This window comes from Brevibacillus sp. IT-7CA2 (genome assembly GCF_949767855.1).
Classification (GTDB): domain Bacteria; phylum Bacillota; class Bacilli; order Brevibacillales; family Brevibacillaceae; genus Brevibacillus.
Genome location: NZ_CATKQT010000053.1, coordinates 260,484 through 278,947 on the forward strand (window position 1 = coordinate 260,484; position 18,464 = coordinate 278,947).

The 18,464-nt window shown below is 47.6% G+C and carries 19 protein-coding genes and 1 riboswitch; of the genes, 14 read left to right on the plus strand and 5 right to left on the minus strand.

Features of this window, described 5'->3' with window-relative positions; all coding sequences use genetic code 11:
* Positions 1-24: 24 nt before the first annotated feature.
* Positions 25-1,311: a glutamate-1-semialdehyde 2,1-aminomutase gene (locus tag ACM6JA_RS28755; protein ID WP_414855149.1), complete on the minus strand. Its 1,287-nt coding sequence runs from the start codon at positions 1,309-1,311 to the stop codon at positions 25-27.
* A gap of 144 nt (positions 1,312-1,455) precedes the next feature.
* On the opposite strand from ACM6JA_RS28755, the gene ACM6JA_RS28760 reads away from it, so the two are divergent.
* The 6 genes from ACM6JA_RS28760 (at position 1,456) to proS (ending at position 8,070) form a co-directional block, all read left to right on the plus strand.
* Entirely contained in the window at positions 1,456-2,319 is an 864-nt protein-coding gene (locus tag ACM6JA_RS28760; protein ID WP_414855150.1) for a protein phosphatase 2C domain-containing protein, read from the plus strand.
* 89 nt (positions 2,320-2,408) lie between these two features.
* Complete coding sequence (locus tag ACM6JA_RS28765; RefSeq protein WP_414855151.1) at positions 2,409-3,419, plus strand: ABC transporter ATP-binding protein; 1,011 nt, start codon at positions 2,409-2,411, stop codon at positions 3,417-3,419.
* Positions 3,412-4,206 (plus strand): ABC transporter permease, encoded by a 795-nt coding sequence (locus tag ACM6JA_RS28770; RefSeq protein ID WP_007729824.1) that lies wholly within the window; start codon positions 3,412-3,414, stop codon positions 4,204-4,206. The genes ACM6JA_RS28765 and ACM6JA_RS28770 overlap by 8 nt, the downstream gene beginning before the upstream one ends.
* 3 nt (positions 4,207-4,209) lie before the next feature.
* Positions 4,210-5,007: an ABC transporter permease gene (locus tag ACM6JA_RS28775; RefSeq protein WP_007729827.1), complete on the plus strand. Its 798-nt coding sequence runs from the start codon at positions 4,210-4,212 to the stop codon at positions 5,005-5,007.
* A gap of 283 nt (positions 5,008-5,290) precedes the next feature.
* A riboswitch (FMN riboswitch) is annotated at positions 5,291-5,445 on the plus strand.
* 233 nt (positions 5,446-5,678) lie between these two features.
* Entirely contained in the window at positions 5,679-6,290 is a 612-nt protein-coding gene (locus tag ACM6JA_RS28780) for an ECF transporter S component (protein ID WP_007729829.1), read from the plus strand.
* 313 nt (positions 6,291-6,603) lie between these two features.
* Complete coding sequence (proS, locus tag ACM6JA_RS28785; protein WP_414855152.1) at positions 6,604-8,070, plus strand: proline--tRNA ligase; 1,467 nt, start codon at positions 6,604-6,606, stop codon at positions 8,068-8,070.
* A gap of 53 nt (positions 8,071-8,123) precedes the next feature.
* On the opposite strand, the gene ACM6JA_RS28790 is transcribed toward proS, so the two are convergent.
* Positions 8,124-8,762, minus strand: coding sequence for an HAD family hydrolase (locus ACM6JA_RS28790; RefSeq protein ID WP_414855153.1), 639 nt, complete (start codon positions 8,760-8,762; stop codon positions 8,124-8,126).
* Positions 8,763-8,825: 63 nt separating this feature from the next.
* Positions 8,826-9,443: a helix-turn-helix domain-containing protein gene (locus tag ACM6JA_RS28795; protein ID WP_414855154.1), complete on the minus strand. Its 618-nt coding sequence runs from the start codon at positions 9,441-9,443 to the stop codon at positions 8,826-8,828.
* A gap of 156 nt (positions 9,444-9,599) precedes the next feature.
* Here ACM6JA_RS28795 and bcp point away from each other — a divergent pair, with 156 nt between their 5' ends.
* Genes bcp through ACM6JA_RS28815 form a run of 4 tightly spaced genes read left to right on the plus strand, consistent with a single transcriptional unit; the run spans position 9,600 to position 12,505 of the window.
* The gene (gene bcp / locus ACM6JA_RS28800; protein ID WP_414855155.1) at positions 9,600-10,070 is read left to right on the plus strand and encodes a thioredoxin-dependent thiol peroxidase; all 471 of its coding nucleotides are present in this window, start codon (positions 9,600-9,602) and stop codon (positions 10,068-10,070) included.
* A 37-nt stretch (positions 10,071-10,107) separates the two neighbouring features.
* The gene (locus ACM6JA_RS28805) at positions 10,108-11,160 is read left to right on the plus strand and encodes a M42 family metallopeptidase (RefSeq protein WP_414855156.1); all 1,053 of its coding nucleotides are present in this window, start codon (positions 10,108-10,110) and stop codon (positions 11,158-11,160) included.
* A gap of 9 nt (positions 11,161-11,169) precedes the next feature.
* The gene (locus ACM6JA_RS28810) at positions 11,170-11,931 is read left to right on the plus strand and encodes a class I SAM-dependent methyltransferase (RefSeq protein WP_414855157.1); all 762 of its coding nucleotides are present in this window, start codon (positions 11,170-11,172) and stop codon (positions 11,929-11,931) included.
* A 25-nt stretch (positions 11,932-11,956) separates the two neighbouring features.
* On the plus strand, positions 11,957-12,505 hold the full coding sequence (locus ACM6JA_RS28815) for a cob(I)yrinic acid a,c-diamide adenosyltransferase (RefSeq protein WP_414855158.1): 549 nt from the start codon (positions 11,957-11,959) through the stop codon (positions 12,503-12,505).
* A 39-nt stretch (positions 12,506-12,544) separates the two neighbouring features.
* Here the strand turns inward: ACM6JA_RS28815 and ACM6JA_RS28820 are convergent, their stop codons facing one another.
* Entirely contained in the window at positions 12,545-13,456 is a 912-nt protein-coding gene (locus tag ACM6JA_RS28820) for a complex I NDUFA9 subunit family protein (RefSeq protein ID WP_414855159.1), read from the minus strand.
* 118 nt (positions 13,457-13,574) lie between these two features.
* Between ACM6JA_RS28820 and nth the strand changes: the two genes are divergently transcribed.
* From nth to ACM6JA_RS28835, 3 genes are all read left to right on the plus strand, one after another.
* Entirely contained in the window at positions 13,575-14,258 is a 684-nt protein-coding gene (gene nth, locus ACM6JA_RS28825; protein WP_414855160.1) for an endonuclease III, read from the plus strand.
* Positions 14,259-14,411: 153 nt separating this feature from the next.
* Positions 14,412-14,846 (plus strand): peroxide-responsive transcriptional repressor PerR, encoded by a 435-nt coding sequence (perR, locus tag ACM6JA_RS28830; RefSeq protein ID WP_047073745.1) that lies wholly within the window; start codon positions 14,412-14,414, stop codon positions 14,844-14,846.
* Between the two features lie 273 nt (positions 14,847-15,119).
* Positions 15,120-16,853, plus strand: a complete 1,734-nt coding sequence (locus tag ACM6JA_RS28835; RefSeq protein ID WP_414855161.1) for a glycosyl hydrolase family 18 protein — start codon at positions 15,120-15,122, stop codon at positions 16,851-16,853.
* Between the two features lie 93 nt (positions 16,854-16,946).
* Here the strand turns inward: ACM6JA_RS28835 and ACM6JA_RS28840 are convergent, their stop codons facing one another.
* Positions 16,947-17,321 (minus strand): YgzB family protein, encoded by a 375-nt coding sequence (locus tag ACM6JA_RS28840; RefSeq protein WP_007728760.1) that lies wholly within the window; start codon positions 17,319-17,321, stop codon positions 16,947-16,949.
* Positions 17,322-17,438: 117 nt separating this feature from the next.
* Here ACM6JA_RS28840 and ACM6JA_RS28845 point away from each other — a divergent pair, with 117 nt between their 5' ends.
* Positions 17,439-18,299, plus strand: a complete 861-nt coding sequence (locus ACM6JA_RS28845) for a hypothetical protein (RefSeq protein ID WP_414855162.1) — start codon at positions 17,439-17,441, stop codon at positions 18,297-18,299.
* Positions 18,300-18,464: the final 165 nt, after the last annotated feature.

Consider the following 18,464-nt stretch of genomic DNA (forward strand, 5'->3'; position numbering starts at 1 on the left):
GATGCGAAAGGACGTGGGAATGGTTTACAGCTGAGAAAAGGCGCGGTCTACAGCTGCGATGGTGTTTTGAATGTCTTCTTCTGTATGAGCTGTCGTCACGAACCAAGCTTCATATTTGGATGGTGCCAGGCATACACCTTCATTCAGCATCAGTTGGAAGAAGCGGGCAAATATTTCTCCGTTCGCTTTCTGAGCTGCATCATAATCATGAACAGGCTCGTCCGTAAAGTAAACAGCCAATGCCCCTTTTACACGATTGAGCTGGATGGTTACGCCGTGTTTGTTGGCTGCCTCGGTGATTCCGTTCGCAAGCATGGCGCCCAGTCGTTCGAATTCATCGTACACGCCCGGCTGCTTCAATACTTCCAGGCAGGCAATTCCCGCACGGATGGAAGCTGGATTACCAGCCATTGTTCCTGCTTGATACGCAGGTCCGAGTGGAGCGACCTGCTCCATGATTTCCCGACGACCGCCATAAGCGCCGATTGGCAGACCGCCACCGATAATTTTGCCCAATGCAGTCAGATCAGGCTCGACTCCGAGAAGGTTTTGTGCTCCGCCATAGCAGAAGCGGAATGCAGTAATCACTTCATCGTAGACGACAAGTGCGCCTGCTTCGTGAGTGATGCGGTTAACCTCTTCCAGGAAGCCAGGCTCAGGTGCCACGATACCGAAGTTGCCGACAATCGGCTCAACGAGGACGCAAGCCGTTTCGCTTCCCCATTTGCTCATAGCTTCTGCGTATGCTTCGATATTATTAAAAGGTACGGTAATGACTTCGCTGGCAATGCTTTGTGGAATACCCGCACTGTCCGGAATCCCCAAGGTAGATGGTCCGGAGCCAGCAGCAACGAGCACCAAATCAGAGTGGCCGTGGTAGCAGCCTGCGAATTTGATGATTTTGACACGACCGGTATAGGCACGTGCTACACGAATGCAGGTCATGACTGCTTCTGTACCGGAGTTATTGAATCGAATGCGCTCCATCGAAGGGATTGCTTCGCGGATCATGTTTGCGAAGGTAATTTCCCATGGAGTCGGAGTACCGTACAGGGTTCCGTTGGCAGCTGCTTCGCAAATCGCTTTGGTCACATGTGGATGTGCATGGCCAGTAATGATGGGGCCATATGCTGCTAAATAGTCAATATATCGATTGCCGTCCACGTCCCAGAAATACGCGCCCTGGGCACGTTCCATCGTTACGGGTGCTCCCCCGCCTACAGCCTTGAAAGAGCGGGAAGGGCTGTTTACCCCGCCTAGAATGACGTCGAGTGCTTCCTCGTGCAGTTGCGCGGATCGTTCACGTTTCATGCATATTCCCTCTTTTCTTTTGGAACTACCTCTTTTGGAAAAAGTCCTTCATTATCTTACCACAGCTGTTCAACAACTGGATATGAACGGAGAGCTATAGATGAGGAAAAGGAAAAATGATACAATTTTCAAGCAAATCACTCCATGGGTAAAGGCGGGGTCATCATGAAACTTGAGTGCATCTCCACGAAAGGAAGCGGCAAAAGCAATGAGGACGCCTATGTGATTCAGCAGGTTAAGCATGTGTATGCGGTTATCGACGGCATTACGTCGCTGATCCCGTATGAGAACGCAGCAGGACAGACAGGCGGAGTTATCGCTGCGGAGCTCGTAAAAAAGCAGCTGGAAGCAATGCCGGAGGATGCAGCTTTGCACGATTATTTGGAGACGATAAACGAAGCGCTTCAGGAGCAGATGCAGCAAAGTGGCATCGATCTTGAGAAAAAGGAAGCATTGTGGGGAGCGGCCTGTGCAGTCGTCCGTGTAGGAGATGCCCATATCGAGTACGCACAGTTGGGAGATTGCATGATATTTGCCGTTTATGAGGATGACATTGTACGACCCCTGACGCATACGCAAGTCAGCCATTTGGAACAGGCCTCCTTGGCGAAGTGGGAAGAAGGAATCAACGAAGGATTGTGTACCCGAACAGAGCTGTACGAACGATGTATGGACATCCTGATCCATAACCGCTATCAGGCGAATGGACCAGGAGGCTATGGCGTGTTGAATGGCGATGTTGCCTGTCGGGATTTTATCGAGTATGGACGCATGAATCGAGTTGGCGTGAAGGCATTGGTGCTGGCAACGGATGGTCTTTTCATGCCGAGAGCTTTAGGTGAAGCACAGCCGAAGTGGGAAGAGACGGTGCTGCCGATCGTACATAAAGGGCTGCAACGTTATACAGACGAGCTCATCTCTCTGGAAAACAACGATCCCGAATGCATCCGCTATATCCGCTTCAAAAAGTCGGACGACAAAACGGGCATGATCCTTAATCTTCATTAACAGTTTGGTGCAGTTTGCCTTTTGCACAAATCGATTGGCTCATATACACTACAAATGGTATTTAAGCGAAGAAAAAAGGACGGTTTTCCATGATTCAAGTAAATCATTTACAAAAGGATTTCCGCATCCATCAGTCCAGACCGGGCCTTGGTGGTGCTTTTCGTGATTTGTTTAGTCGGGAGTACAAGACGGTAAATGCGGTGGATGACCTTTCTTTTACAGTAGAGGAAGGGGAAATGTTCGCGCTGATTGGGGAAAATGGTGCCGGAAAATCGACCACGATCAAGATGCTGACCGGTATCTTGACCCCGAGCGACGGCGAAATCGTCATTAACGGCTATGTGCCTTTCAAGCAGCGTGAAGAGTATGTTCGATCCATCGGAGTTGTTTTCGGGCAGCGCTCTCAGCTTTGGTGGGACCTATCTCCGCTAGAGTCCTTCCGTCTGTTGAAAAGTGTTTATAAGGTTGACGATGCAGAAGGAGAAAAGTGGCTGGAGCGTTTAATTGAGGAGCTGGATATTTCTCCGTTCGTCAGTCAGCCAGTACGCAAGTTAAGTCTCGGACAACGAATGCGCTGTGAAGTGGCTGCTTCATTGATTCATAAGCCACGTCTGCTGTTTCTCGACGAACCGACAGTTGGACTCGATGTGCTCGTTAAGCAAAAAATCCGTGAGTTTCTCCGCAATCTGAATGAGACGGAAAATATGACGATCTTGTTGACGACTCACGATGTGTCAGACATCGAAGCACTCTGTAAACGCGTGCTTGTCATGGACAAAGGGAAGCTGATCTTCGATGGCTTGCTGAATGACCTCAAGGAAAAATGGGGCAATGGCACAGAGGTGTCCTTCCAAATGAAAAAGCGCACTTCAACAGCCGCACTCCGTCAGGCATTGGGAGAGATGCCTTGTGAGATCGAGCAAATCAATGATTTTACCCTCAGTGTAAAAGTTGCGCGGAGTCAGGAAATGCTGCCCTTTGTTTTGTCGACAGTCATGTCAGCGTTTGAAGTCAGCGACGTGAAAATCGAGGAGACGAGCACAGAGGATATCGTTCGCAACATTTATTCCTCAGACCAAGAGGTAGCCAGCCATGCGTAAGCTTTATATGGAACTCATCCGCATGAGGTTTTTGACGATGCTTGCCTATCGTGTGAACTATTACAGCGGGATCATTATCTACGCGATCAACATCGGTGCGTACTACTTTTTATGGGGAGCAATCTACGGAGGCCAGCAGCAGCTGGGCGGGCTTACGGTGGAACAGATGACTTCCTACGTTGCGATTGCTTGGATGTCACGGGCGTTTTATTTTAACAACATCGATACAGAAATAGCCCAGGACGTCCGAGAAGGCAAGGTCGCGATCGAAATGATACGCCCTTATAATTACTTGTCCGTGAAAACGGCGCAGGCGTTTGGGGAAGGGATCTTTCGCTTTCTCTTTTTCGCGGGTCCAGGGATATTCCTTATCAGCCTGATCATTCCATTCAGCTTCCCGGCGACAGCGACTGGATGGGGGCTGTATTTGATCAGCTTGATGTGTGCGTTTTTGATCAATACACAAATCAATCTGGTGACGGGCTTGCTGACTTTCTTCCTGTTCCGAAACGATGGTATGATGCGAGCCAAGCGGGTCGTGGTGGATCTGTTGTCTGGTCTCGTGCTGCCGATCAGCTTTTTCCCGGGCTGGGCGCAAACGGTAATGGGTTATCTCCCATTTCAGGCGGTCAACTACTATCCGAGCCTGATCTTCACAGGTGCGATTACAACGGAACGTTCCTGGGAATTGATCGGTTTTCAGGTCATTTGGATGTTTGTCATACTGGTTCCCATCTTGGTGATGTGGCGTCTTGCCCGCAACAAGCTGGTTGTGCAAGGAGGGTAGAGCATGCAAAACATGAGACATATTTTCAGTATTTTTGCCGACTACCTGAGCCAGTACTTCAAGACGAGACTTGCCTATCGAACGGATTTTATCGGGGATTTTGTGTCCAATCTGGTTTCTGAGTTGATCAATCTCGTCTTTATTATTGTCGTGTTCACGCATGTTCCGCTTATGGGGGATTGGACGCGTGATGAGATTATCTTTATCTATGGTTTCTTTTTGGTTCCATACGCGTTGTTCTCGATGTTCTTCGGTTTTTGGGACTTCAACGAACGGTATATCATCCGGGGCGAGATGGATCGCATCCTGACGAGACCGATTCACAATCTGGCACAGGTGTGTCTCGAGTCGATTGCGCCAGACCGCATTTTTGGAGTCATAACCGGGATCATCATCATGGGGTATGCTGCCATTCAACTCGATTTGTCGTTTTACTGGTACGACGTGTTCATCTTTATCGGGCTCTCAATCAGCGGGGCACTGATTTACGGTGGCGTGTATACCGCAATTGCTGCGGTTAGCTTCTTTTCCGACTCGCGGACAGGGATTGCTCCGATGATTTACAACATCCAGCAATATGGGCGCTATCCGGTAGACGTGTACAACAAGGCGATTCGCTTTGTGCTCACCTACGTGCTGCCGTTTGCCTTCGTGGGTGTTTATCCGGCGGCTTACTTTTTGCGCAAGGAAGTCTGGTACACATATGCGGCAATGACGCCGGTAGTGGCTGTTATTTTCTTCGGGATTGGGCTGTTAGTCTGGAACTGGGGAGTCACGAAGTATCGGGGAGCGGGTTCTTGATGATTTAGTCGTTGTGGTAATATTGGATGTAACGAGATCTAAAAGCATAAGGTAAAAAAAGACCGTCCCGGCTGCAACCGGAACGGCCGGTACAATAGGCGCTTCCGCAAATACTATGTTGTGAAATAGACCGCAGAGCTGGTGAACTCAAGGGCGGTCTATTTCTTTTGGGTCATGTTATTCCTACTAAACAAATCGGAAAAATAAACAAAAAGTGTCGAGCTGGCAGTTTCCTCTATTGTCAAATCAAAAAACAGCAGTATAATATGCTGTATACAACTACACATTCCTTCGGGGCAGGGTGAAATTCCCGACCGGCGGTGATCATGCTTTATGCATGTTAAGCCCGCGAGCCTCCCGAGCTGAAAGTAGCGACGGAGTGCAGGATCTGGTGTGATTCCAGAGCCGACAGTACAGTCTGGATGGGAGAAGGATGACGACAGTACGTTTATCACGCGTGCTTGTTTGCCTGTGCAAACGGGATGAGAACGTAGAGGCCAGCCCTCTAGTTTCTTGTACCTTTTATTTGCGCATGGTTTGTCATACGCTTGCAAATGCCCTGTGGAACTAATAGCCACAGGGTTTATTCTGTTTGTGTAACAAGACGTGTGAGCTTACGACGACTGTTGCCATTCCTCAAGAAGGAGTAGAAAAATGAGGAGATGGTAAACATGAAAGAAACAGCGTTGCATTCTTCGCGCACACGTGCAACCCAAAAGCTGGTGACGATTCCCATGCTGGCGGCCGTTGCATTTATTCTGCAGTATCTCGAGGTTCCCGTTCCGCTGATGCCAAGCTTTTTGAAGCTCGACTTCAGTACACTCCCGGCATTGATCGGGGGACTCATGTACGGACCTGTAGCCGGCGTTATTATCGAGGTACTGAAAAATACACTGCACATGCTCTTCAAAAATACAGACGGTCTTTTGATCGGGGAGCTTGCAAACGTTGTAGCAGGATCAAGCTTTATTTTTGCGGCTGTCTACATGCAGCGACTGGGCCAAGGCAAAAAAGGCTTCCTGACTGGTCTCGCTCTGGGAACGATTTTGATGACGATTGTCATGGCTGTGGCAAATGCTTATGTGCTGTTGCCTGCGTACGCTGTGCTTTATCAAATGCCGATTGAACAGCTCTTGACCATGTTCAATGCGACAAGTATCTGGTCATTGGTTCTGTACGGAATCGTCCCATTCAATCTCTTCAAAGGTGTTATGATTTCAGTGGTTGCGTATCCGATCTACGTGAAGCTCGGCTCCAGAATCGCTGCGCGTACCAACAATTGACAACGACGATGTGACTCGCTAATATGTTTAGTTAATAGATAGTCACAAAAGGCTATGAAAGGACCCGCAGCTATTCCCACGTGACAGAGAGTCGGCCCTAGTCTGGAAGGCTGATACGTAAAGGATAACTGCACCCCATCCTGAAGCCGCTAGTGAAGAGCTTAGCCGGATGCCCACCGTTATCGGGTTATCGAGAGGACTATGGCGTATGCTGTAGTCAATCAGGGTGGTACCGCGGAAGTTGATCCTCCGTCCCTTTTTGGGATGGGGGATTTTTTGCATTTTGCGTAAGAATAAAAAGGAGCGTAGACGGATGAAAGAGGACAAAGCGTTTGTAAAAGAAATTACACCGCAATCGGAGGATTTTTCGCGTTGGTACATCGATGTCATTAAAAAGGCGGATTTGATGGACTACACACCGGTACGCGGCTGCATTGTGTTCAAGCCGGATGGCTTTGAGCTATGGGAGCGAATTCAAGAGGCGATGAATAAGCGTTTCAAGGAGACAGGGCATCGCAATGCCTATTTCCCGATGCTGATCCCCGAGTCCTTCTTTCAAAAAGAAAAAGAGCATATCGAGGGCTTCAATCCAGAGCTGCCTTGGGTAACAGAGGCTGGGGGCGAGCAGCTAGAGGAAAAGCTCGCGCTACGTCCAACCTCTGAGACGATCATAGGACATATGTACAGCCAATGGATTCAAAGCTACCGCGACCTGCCTGTATTAATCAACCAATGGGCAAACGTTTTTCGTTGGGAAAAGCGGACGATGCCGTTCTTGCGGACATCAGAATTTCTCTGGCAGGAAGGCCACACGGCACATGCGACAGAGGAGGAAGCTCGTCAGGAAACGATGCAAATGCTGGAGATTTACCGAGAGGTCGTCGAGCAGGAGCTGGCCATTCCGGTTTGGGAGGGACAAAAAACACCAAGTGAACGCTTTGCCGGTGCTGTTGACACGTATTCCATTGAAGCGATGATGAAGGATGGCAAAGCAGTGCAAGCGGGAACCTCGCACTATTTGGGCGATAAATTCGCGCGTGGCTTTGAAATCAAGTTTTTGGATCGTGACAATCAGTTCAAGTACGTTCACACCACATCATGGGGAACCTCTACGCGACTGATTGGTTCGATGATCATGGTGCATGGCGATGACCGCGGTCTAGTGTTGCCGCCTCGCATGGCTCCGACACAGGTAATAATGATCCCAGTCGGTCCGATGAAGCTGCGCGAGAAAGTCATGGAGGCGTTTGATCCACTCTTTGACGAGATCAAGGCCGCAGGAGTGCGTGTCCGTGCTGATCTTCGTGAAGAAACACCAGGCTGGAAGTTCAATGAATGGGAAATGCGCGGGGTTCCTCTGCGTCTGGAGCTCGGCCCACGTGACGTGGAAAATGGTCAAGTAATTCTGGCTCGTCGTGATACAGGGGAGAAGGTGACGGTTTCACTTGAAGGTATCGCGCAGACAGTGGTTCAACTGTTGGGAGAGATTCAGCAAAATATGTTCCAAAAAGCACTAGCCTTTCGTGATGAGAACTCACATTTTGGGATCGATACACTGGAGCAGCTATCTGCTCATATTGCAAAAAGCGAGAGCGAAAACAAAACGAGCGGATGGGTGTTAGCTGGCTGGTGTGGGGATGATGCTTGTGAATCGAAGATCAAAGAGGAAACCAAGTTCACTTCTCGTAACATCCCGTTTGAGCCTCCTGTACAAAAGAAAGCCTGCATTTGCTGCGGCAAAGAGTCACAGCATAGCGTCTGGTTCGGACGGGCGTATTAAATTAAAAAAAGGGTGTGTCCACGCTTCGGCGGCAGGGCACACCCTTTTTTCCTCTAGCGTCCGAGTATCCATTCGGTAAAAGCTTGCACATCCGTAAAGTGGTAGTCAGGCTCGGGATCGAATTTTCCCGACTTTTGTGTAACCAAAAGCCAATCCACACCGACTGTTTGCAAACCAGCGGCACGACCAGCCAACACATCAGCATCACTGTCACCTACGAAAATGGTTTCCGCAGGCGTAGCGCCTAGCTGTTTCATAGCAGTAAAAATACCTTCTGGATGAGGCTTTGGATGTGTGACCTCATCCCCTGTGATCACGACGGAAAAATACGAAGCTAATCCCCATTCTCGAAGGGAGATGTCAGCGCTTTTGCGCCCTTTTCCTGTTACGATTCCCATTTGGATACCTGCTGCGTGAAGTTCATCGAGCATGCTTCGGATATTTTCAGGATTTTGTACGCGGGAGTGTTCATCTGTGTATACACGAAAAAAATGAGCGAGGGCGTTGTCATGCACATGTGAGGGTAGCTTGTTTTGCAAAATGCCTGTCTCTGTGGGGCCAAAGAGAGCTACAATGTGCTCGTCGGTATAATGCTCTTGTAAAAACTGCTGAAAGGTAGAGCGAAAAGCGGTGAAGATCAAGGGGAGGGTATCGGCAACTGTGCCGTCGAAATCAAACAAGATCGTCCGCATGGGAGTCCTCCTTTGATTAGAAAATGAAAGAAAACCATCGTACCTGATGGTTTTCTTGGTGACTTACTCATTCGAATCATCAAAAGGATCATCTGAATCATCTGTTGGGTCAGCTGGAGTCAATGGGAACAGGGTGTCGAAAAACTTGAATTTTCGACGGCCAGATTCCTTTTTGAACCCTTTGTACTTTTGCAACAGCTCAGAGATGTCTTCCACAAATTGATTACGTTCCTCTTGACTCAAATAAAATTCAGTCAAATTATAAGCGAACGTATTTTTATACTCTTTCCTAACATCTTGGTCGCTTGCGACGAAGCGATTGAGAGTTCGCATGAGGTCCTTTTCCGTAGTACGAAACGGAGTAAACATGACATCACTTAATTGTTGAGCGTTTTCTTCAATCATCAATTGGAGCTTGACCTGAATGACCTTGGCAACAGGCTCATAATATTTCTCCACAATAGAGCCTTTTACCCGGGTATCCACTTGCTCGAGCAACCCAACACGCACGAGCTCCTTCACATGGTAATGTAGCCGTGCAGCATTTTCGCCTAGTTCTGTAGCGATTTGTTTGGCCGTTCTGGGCTCCAAATCTTCAAAGAGTTCCAAAATTTTAACCCGTTCCGCTATAGCAAGCGATTTTAGCGCTTCTGGATCTGTTACTTCAAAAAACTCTTTCATGCGAATTCACCATCCAACTGACTAGGCCAAATTTTATTTTTTTTTATTCTATCCTTTTCTGAATCAAAGCGCAACTTGTATGCGGATGAAGTGACTACTAGATTGTGGTAAAATGGGACCAGCGAAAACAGGACATTATTGAGAGGAGGGAAAAGTTTGACGGCAGTAGGACAAGCTGCACCTGCATTTACTTTGCAGGCGAGCAACAATCAGACCATCTCACTTTCCCAATTTCATGGACAAAATGTGGTGCTTTATTTTTATCCGAAGGACCAAACACCGACATGTACCACAGAAGCATGCGACTTTCGTGACTTCCATTCGGGCTTTGCTGAGCTGAATACAATTGTTCTCGGGATCAGTCCGGATTCTGTGAAGTCGCATGACAAATTTATCGCGAAGCACGAATTGCCTTTTCCACTTCTGGCAGATCCGGATCACCAGGTGGCAGAGGCTTATGGTGTGTGGGTATTGAAAAAAATGTACGGACGAGAGTACATGGGCATAGAACGCACGACGTTCGTCATCAACAAAGAAGGCAACATCGCAAAAGTATGGCCAAAAGTAAAGGTCAAAGGGCATGTGCAGGAAGTGCTTCAATTTATTAAGGAAGAACTTCAATCCTAACGTTTATTTCGCAATGGGCGAATGGAGGAACATACAGATGAGTGTATCCACGGAATATGTTGTAGAAAGCTTTTGCCAATTGGCGAACATCCCAAGTCCATCTGGCAATACGGAAAAAGTAATGGCCTGGGTTGCACAAGAGTTAGAAAAGCTTGGCGTTTCCTATAAACGGACAAACAAAGGGGCAATCGTTGCAACAGTAGCGGGGGCCAATAATGACAAAGCAAGACTCTTGACAGCTCACGTCGATACGCTGGGCGCGATGGTAAAAGAAATAAAGAGCAACGGACGCTTGAAGCTGACCTTGATCGGCGGCTTTGCATTCAATGCGATTGAAGGGGAGCACTGCGTTGTAGAGACTAGCAGCGGTCGTCTTGTAACCGGTACCATTTTGTCCACCAAAGCTTCCGTGCATGTATACAGCTCAGAAGCAGGAAAAGCGGAGCGCAATGATGCGAACATGGAAGTCCGACTGGATGAAAAGGTCACAAACAAAGAGCAGGTCCTTGCGCTTGGGATTTCCGTCGGAGATTTCGTCTCCTTTGATCCTCGGGTAACAGTAACGGATAGCGGCTTTATTAAGTCCCGCCATATCGACGACAAAGCAAGCGTGGCTGTGTTGCTGGGGGTTCTGAAAGAACTGAGTGAATCCGGCGAGAAGCTGCCTTACACCACGCACTTTTTTATCAGCAATAATGAAGAGATCGGCTACGGAGGCAACTCCAGCATCCCTGACAACGTGGTGGAGTACCTGGCTGTCGACATGGGCGCGATTGGGGACGGACAGACGACAGATGAGTATTGTGTGTCCATTTGTGCGAAGGATTCCACAGGACCTTACCACTACGGATTGCGCAGCCATCTGACCAAGCTCGCACAAGCGAACAGTCTGAACTACCAAGTGGACATTTATCCCTACTATGGTTCTGACGCAAGTGCTGCGCTGAGAGCCGGATATGACGTTGTCCATGGTTTGATCGGACCGGGAGTAGATGCATCCCACTCCCATGAACGTACACATAAAGAAGCGCTCGACAACACGGCAAAGCTCGTTATGGCATACCTTCAATCAAAAGAAATGCAAGCATAGGAGGACCAGATGAGCAATATGTATCAATGGGCTGACTACTATGATCTCACTCAACGCGGTGTTGCGGGTGATGTTGAGTTCTATCTGGAACAAGCCAAGCTGGCAGGGGGAAAAGTGCTGGATCTCGCTTGCGGCACCGGAAGAATTAGCATTCCGATGGCGCAGGCTGGCATCGATGTTACCGGAATTGACCTATCCCAAGATATGTTGGCAAGGGCTCAGGTAAAAGCAGAGGAACAAGGTGTAACATCCGGCTTGAAGCTATTGCAGGGGGATATGCGCGCCTTTGACCTACAGGATTCATTTTCGCTGATTATGATTCCTTTTCGGTCGTTTTTGCACCTGTTGCATGTTCAAGAGCAAATGAAGGCATTGACGTGCATTCGCAAGCATCTGGCTCCAGGCGGGAAGTTCATCATGAACGTGTTTGTGCCCAAGATTCATCATTTTTACGAGGAAAATGAAAAAATGTCCTTGCGTGGCACCTATCCACTCCCGTCGGGGGAAGAGGTTGCGATGTGGGATTACACCCGTTATGACCATTTTCAGCAACTGTCCGAAGTGACACGCATATACGAGCGTACGGATGCACAGGGAGTTGTGACAGAACGGGTGAAAGGCCGATTTACTCTCCGCTATATTTTCCCCGCGGAGCTTCATCATCTGCTTCGCTTAAACGGCTTGAAGGTCATACAACGATACGGTTCTTTTGCAAAGACAGCTTTTGATGCAAATAGCTCAGAATTGATTCTGGTCGCAGAAGCTTTGTAAACGGAACCTGTGGAGGGGATACGGAATGAAGATTTATACAAAGTCAGGGGATAAAGGTGAGACGTCCCTGGTTGCTGGTGTCCGCGTGCCTAAGTTTGCAGACCGTGTAGAGGCATACGGTACGTGCGATGAAGCCAACTCGCAGATTGGATTGGCACTGGCCCTGTTGCCTGCGACAGAAGAATGGAAGGAATTGCAGGATGTCTTCCATGTCATCCAGACAAAGCTTTTCCATGTAGGGGCTGAGTTGGCGACGCCAGAAGGCAAAAAGGTAGGTTGGCCAATTACAGAAGAGGACGTTACTTTTCTGGAAGAGCAAATTGACATGTTAGATGCAAAGTTGCCTCCGCTCACCAATTTTATTTTGCCTGGCGGACATCCGGCAGCGGCTGCCTTCCATGTTTCGCGTACGGTCGTCAGACGTGCAGAGCGCAAAGCAGTCCATGTGGCACAGCAGGAGCAGGTAAATCCGTCCGTGGTCAAATACCTCAACCGATTGTCTGATTATCTTTTCGTTGTGGCTCGTCATATTAATAAAGAGACAAGTGCAGTAGAGAAAACGCTGCACGAATAGGCAAAAGCCCCCTGGGATCAAGCAGGGGGCTCCTATTTTTTATTTGGTACGCAGGTAAGTGGTGATTCCCGGGAGAAAGTCGATTCTCTCTGTGTGAAAAGTATCGTAGAGAAGCTTTCCGTCCTTACATGCGTTTCCTTCTAGCAGCATGGTGAGCTGCGTATTCGTAATCGGGAAAAATGGGAATCTCTCCATCATATTTACCACAGGCTTCATTAAAGCAAGGGGAATATGAATTTTATTGACCTTCCGCTTTCCGATAGCCTCGCCAATCGTATCTAGGATTTGTCCGTAGGAGAGTGGTTCGGGTCCGCCTGTTTCGTAAGTTTGATTGGTTGCTTCTGGTCTGCTCAAGGCTTGGACGAATACATCGGCCACTGTCTTGCGAGCAACTGGCTGCAAAGGGTATGAGCCATCGCCAATGACCGGTGTGATAGGTAACCGAACCAGATCGGCGAGCATGTTCACGAATTCATCCCCAGGACCAAAAATAACAGATGGACGGAAAATGACGTATGGAATACCGCTTTCTTGCACAAGCTGCTCCGCTTCGTATTTGGTTCGGTGATAGGCGCTTGTGGCGTTTTCGCGTGCACCAAGAGCACTCATATGGACAAAGCGCTTGATTCCAGCTTGCTTGGCGGCCTCCAGTACATTTTTTGTACCTTCTACATGGATACGAGAAAAGTGAATGCCTTTCCCCGGTTGTTCGCGAATAATTCCGACAAGGTGGATGGCAGCATCGCAGCCTTGCATTGCTCTCATCAATGATTCTTTATCAAATAGATCGCCGGTTGCTTCCGTTATTTGCGCATTGGCGGATTCTTTGTAGGGAAGCTTACCTGTTGAACTAGCTCTGGTGAGGCAAACGGTCTCATATCCTTCTGCTTGCAAGCGCTCGAGTATACCTCGTCCAACAAACCCTGTGGCACCAGTCAGGAATACTTTCATGGAAAACCCCCTCCCGTTAAATACTTCCAGACACATTGTACAACAGGTGCAGCTTGCGGTGCTATCGATCGCTGTGTTGACCAAGGCGGTATAATGTAGGGAAAAGGGGGATATATTTATGGCACAACGCAAAGTACCTGTTGGCGACATTTTGGATAATTTGCAGCAGCTTTATCCGGATGCGCACTGTGAATTGAATTATACAACCCCATTTGAACTTCTCATTGCGACCATTCTTTCTGCTCAATGTACAGATAAACGGGTGAATGAGATTACGGCACCCATGTTCCAGCAGCTAAACCAGCCGGAGCATTACCTTCATTTGACACAGGAAGAAATGGAAGAGCATATAAAAGGGCTCGGGTTGTATAAGAATAAGAGTAAAAACATTTTAGAGACCTGTAGAATCTTGTACGAAAAATACAATAGCGTAGTTCCACAAACGCATGCCGAGCTCGAAGCATTGCCGGGGGTAGGGAGAAAGACTGCAAATGTCGTTTTGTCCAATGCATTCGGGATTCCTGCGATCGCGGTGGATACGCATGTATTCCGCGTAGGAAACCGGTTAGGCCTTGCGAATAGCGACAATGTGGACGAAGTGGAGCGTCAGCTCATGAAGCGCATTCCGAAAGAGAAGTGGACGGATGCGCATCATTGGCTAATCTGGCACGGCAGACGTGTATGTTCGTCACGCAATCCACAGTGCGGCAGCTGTACACTTCAATCCATGTGTAAGTTTGCACAGGCGGAAGCCAAAAAAGCCAAAAAGCCTGCAACCAAAAAGCCTGTAAAAGCAAAGTAAAAACTTGATTTTCCACTTCTTTCTTTCCAAATCGGATGAATGGATATTGACAGTTTTCGCCGACTAGACGTACACTTATTTATAGTAATTCTAATCAATGACATTAGAGAAGCTTGTTCTTTTGTCTTGCGAAAGACTGTGGGGTGTAACAAGATGGTACAACGTGTGGAGAAAGCTGTTGAAATCCTGAAGAATACCGGGGTTCGCATGACACCTCAGCGCCATGCAATTTTGACCTATTTGCTGGAAACGATGACTCACCCGACGGCTGACGAAATATATAAAGCCCTTGAAGGCAAATTCCCGAATATGAGCGTTGCAACGATTTATAACAATCTACGAGTCTTTAAAGATGCTGGATTGGTTACAGAGCTCACTTACGGGGATGCGTCCAGCCGATTCGATGCCAATGTGGAAGAAGATCATTATCATGCGATCTGTTCCTCCTGTGGTGCGATCAGGGACTTCCACTTTCCGTATTTGCGGGATGCAGAAGTAGCTGCTTCCAAAGACATCGGCTTCAAAGTAACCGGACATCGTATGGAAGTTTATGGCGTTTGTGATTCCTGTCAAAAGAATCCCCACTAAGAATGTATTTGATGGATGAGCACCTCCTGCTTGAATCGGATAATCCCGGTGATGCAGGGGGTGTTTGCTTTTGGAGGACATAACCCTTTCTGTCGATATCTGTAACCTTTTGGCTTTTCGTACGTCTTCTTCTTGGTAGGAAGCTTGTCCGTGAATTACCAGAATACAAAAGGTTGTGAATGGATTGAACCAACGCTATGATCGAAATAATGAGTCAAATCATACAGCCCAAGTCAGAAGACAGGCTTATGTACCGGGAAGCAGGTGGAGATTATGAGCAGGGAGTCGGGTAGAGCTCTGCGACCAAGAAGAAGGAAACGACGGGTTTTTCGTACGCTGTTTTTGTTAAGCTTTCTCTTGTTGGCCATCTTCGGCAGCATTTACTGGTTTTTTGTGCTCCGTGCCTCAACTGAGCATGTGCAGCCGTATGATGGTGAGAAAAATGTGATTGTATACGAAGGCTCGCAGAAAGATTCCACGTATTTATTGGAATCAGAGCAAATATTACTGCCCTTTGATTTCATTAAAGAGAACATTGATCCTTCGATTTTTTGGGATGAGCCTACACGTTCCGTTATCGTCACGACGAAGGATAAGGTGCTTCGGATGGAGAGTGGAGAAGTTGTCGCCTATCTGAACAAAAAACCTGTGGATTTACTCGTTCCGGTAAAAGAGGTCGACGGCACACGCTATGTCCCGTTGGATCCGTTGGAAAAGCTGTATCCTTATTCTTTTGAGCAAAAAGCAGATTCGGGTGTCCTGGTCGTCGAAAAAGAGGGCTACGAAATCCAGCAAGCGAAAGTGATCGCTGCCGAGGAAAAACAGGTAGTTCGTACCGGTGCTTCTCACCGAACCCCAATCGTAGCAGAGCTGTCGTCAGGAGAGGTTGTTGACGTTCTTGGCAAAAAGGAAAACTGGTATCGCATATTGACGGCCTCAGGAGTAGGCGGATTCATTTCAGAGAAAAGTATTGAGATGACGGATGTGCGCAAAGTCCAGCTGGAGCACACGACTGCTACCGGACAACAACATGCTGCTTGGAAGCCTGAGGGAAAGATCAATCTCGTATGGGAGCACGTCGTCAGTAAAAATCCGGATGTTTCAAAAATTGGTGCATTACCAGGGGTAAATGCAGTTTCTCCTACTTGGTTTGAAATGAAGGATGCAGAAGGAAATCTGTTGAACAGGGCTGATTCTGCGTACGTCAAATGGGCCCATAAGAGGGGCTACAAGGTTTGGGGTCTAGTTACAAACGGTTTTAATCCAGATTGGACCAAATCTGTTCTCAGTAGCTATGACAAGCGAGATAAGTTAATCGCCCAACTCTTGTACTACGCTCATCTATACGATCTCGATGGCATCAACATCGATTTTGAGAACGTGTATTTAGAAGAGAAAGAGGAGCTCGTTCAGTTTGTTCGAGAGCTGACGCCGTATCTCCATCAGCAAGGACTGACCGTTACCATTGATGTGACGATCAAGTCAAATGCTAAGCAATGGTCCATGTTCCTGGATCGGAAAGCTTTGGCCGAGGTTGTCGATTATGTTGCGGTGATGACGTATGATGAGCATTGGGCAGCGAGTCCAAAAGCTGGATCTGTGGCATCATTGCCATGGGTGGAGCGAGGCTTGCAAGGAGTGCTGGAAGAAGTCCCTAACGAAAAGCTGTTGCTGGGTGTACCTTTTTACACACGCTTGTGGACAGAAGCCAAGCAGGCTGATGGCACTGTAAAGGTTAGCTCCAAAGCTTATTCCATGACGAAAGCCCAGGAATGGATCAACGAACGCAAGCTGACGCCAGTTATGGATGAAGCTTCAGGTCAACATTATGTGGAGTATAAAGACCCGAAGGATGGCAACGTCTATAAAATGTGGATAGAAGACGTAACTTCTATGAAGAAGCGTATGGAGATCGTCAATAAGTACGACTTGGCGGGTGTAGCTTCTTGGCGCCGAGGCTTTGAGGTGCCGGAGATATGGCAAGCAATTGACGAGACTCTGAAATAAAAGACAGACAGCTTTCAAGAAAGAAAGCCACCTGCACCCCGAATGCTCGGGAATTAGCAGGTGGCTTTTTACGTATAGATGAAAGAAATCATATTATGTTTGGTTTTGCTGAGGATGTCCGTCTTCTATGCGTAAAGGTTGTCCACAAAACATACAGGCGTCTTCTTTCCCCAACATCTTCGTGACTTTTTGGCATGAAGGACATTGCACCTGTGGAGCTGACGTGGAGACCATCCCAGAAATCATAAACAAGACTGTACTGCCCATTGTCAGAATGAACCCGATGATCAAAAGCAGCGTCATAAAAATGTAAGAGCCTTTTAATAGGCTTCCAAGTAAAGGAATAAAGTCCAAATAACCTGCAAAAAATGCGTACCCTGTATACATCAGCAAAATGCCGATTACCATGCTCCAGTTGCCCCATGTGCGCATGCGTTTGATCTTGCTCAGGCGTTCTGTATTTTTCATGATCATTCCTCCTACCCTATAGTATAGCATACAAAGGATTTGTCTGTTGACAAGCAGGAAACGGACAAGACTTGTAGAATCCATAAGTTCAACCCAGGGGGCAGGGAGGAACAAGGCATGACTTTAAGGCAAACGTATCTGAAAAATCTTCAGCAGCGTTTGGATGTGCAAGCGGTGCTTGTTTTGAATGATTCGGATATGCTAGTTCCCTTTCGCGAGGGAATCTTTTATTTCGTCGTAGTAAATGAGCCCCAAGCTGATGGTAAAATCCGTCGGATGCTATTTCAGGAACAAGTGATCATCGAGCAGCAAATCAGCACGTGGCAGCTGGAGAAGGGAGCCATCTGCGGTTTGGATGAACGACTTGCCGAGATGCTTCGAAGGGCAGAAATCGTTTGGGACAAAGAACATTTTATGAAACAAATGAAGTTGCGCCTGGCTAGTTTGTCATCTTCTCTCCAGAAAAAACATATCTGTAAGGAGTATTCCCAAATCCTTCGTTTTTTTCACGAGACAAAAGAGTTTTTGCAGCAAGGTATGATGCTGGACGCGCATCACTCTGCTATTCAAACGATTCACTATTTGGCTCGTCTCATTGTATATGAAGCGGGAGATCATCCTCAGCCAGCATTATGGACGCAAGTCAAACAGATAGATCCTTCTATATATAAGTTGTATGAGGAGCTGTCTTTTAATGCAGAAGCATTGGAGAAGCGAATTGAACTACTTGTGCTGGCAATTGAATTTTGGATCGCATCCAGAACAAAGGAATCTGTTCGATACTTGGTTGAGCTCATGGAGACAAAATCAGGGCCTTGGCGTTTGGAAGAGTTGATGAATCATCCGATGATTACAGAGGCAGAGATTGAGATTCCTCTCGTGATAGATAAGATGCTTCAGCGCTTGTTGATCCAAGAGATCGTATGCAAAGAAGGGGAAAATGGCGACAGAGAAACAGGTTTTATTTTAATGGGATAAAATTTTTTCAATTAGTGTTGACTTCTATTTGTGATCCATGCTATATTAACAAACGTCGCTGCTGCGCTAACGCAGAGTGGCCGAGAAAAAAGTTTTAAAAAACACTTGATTTCTTAAGTGGTTATGTGGTAAATTAAAAAAGTCGCCTCTGGGCGGCAGAACGAA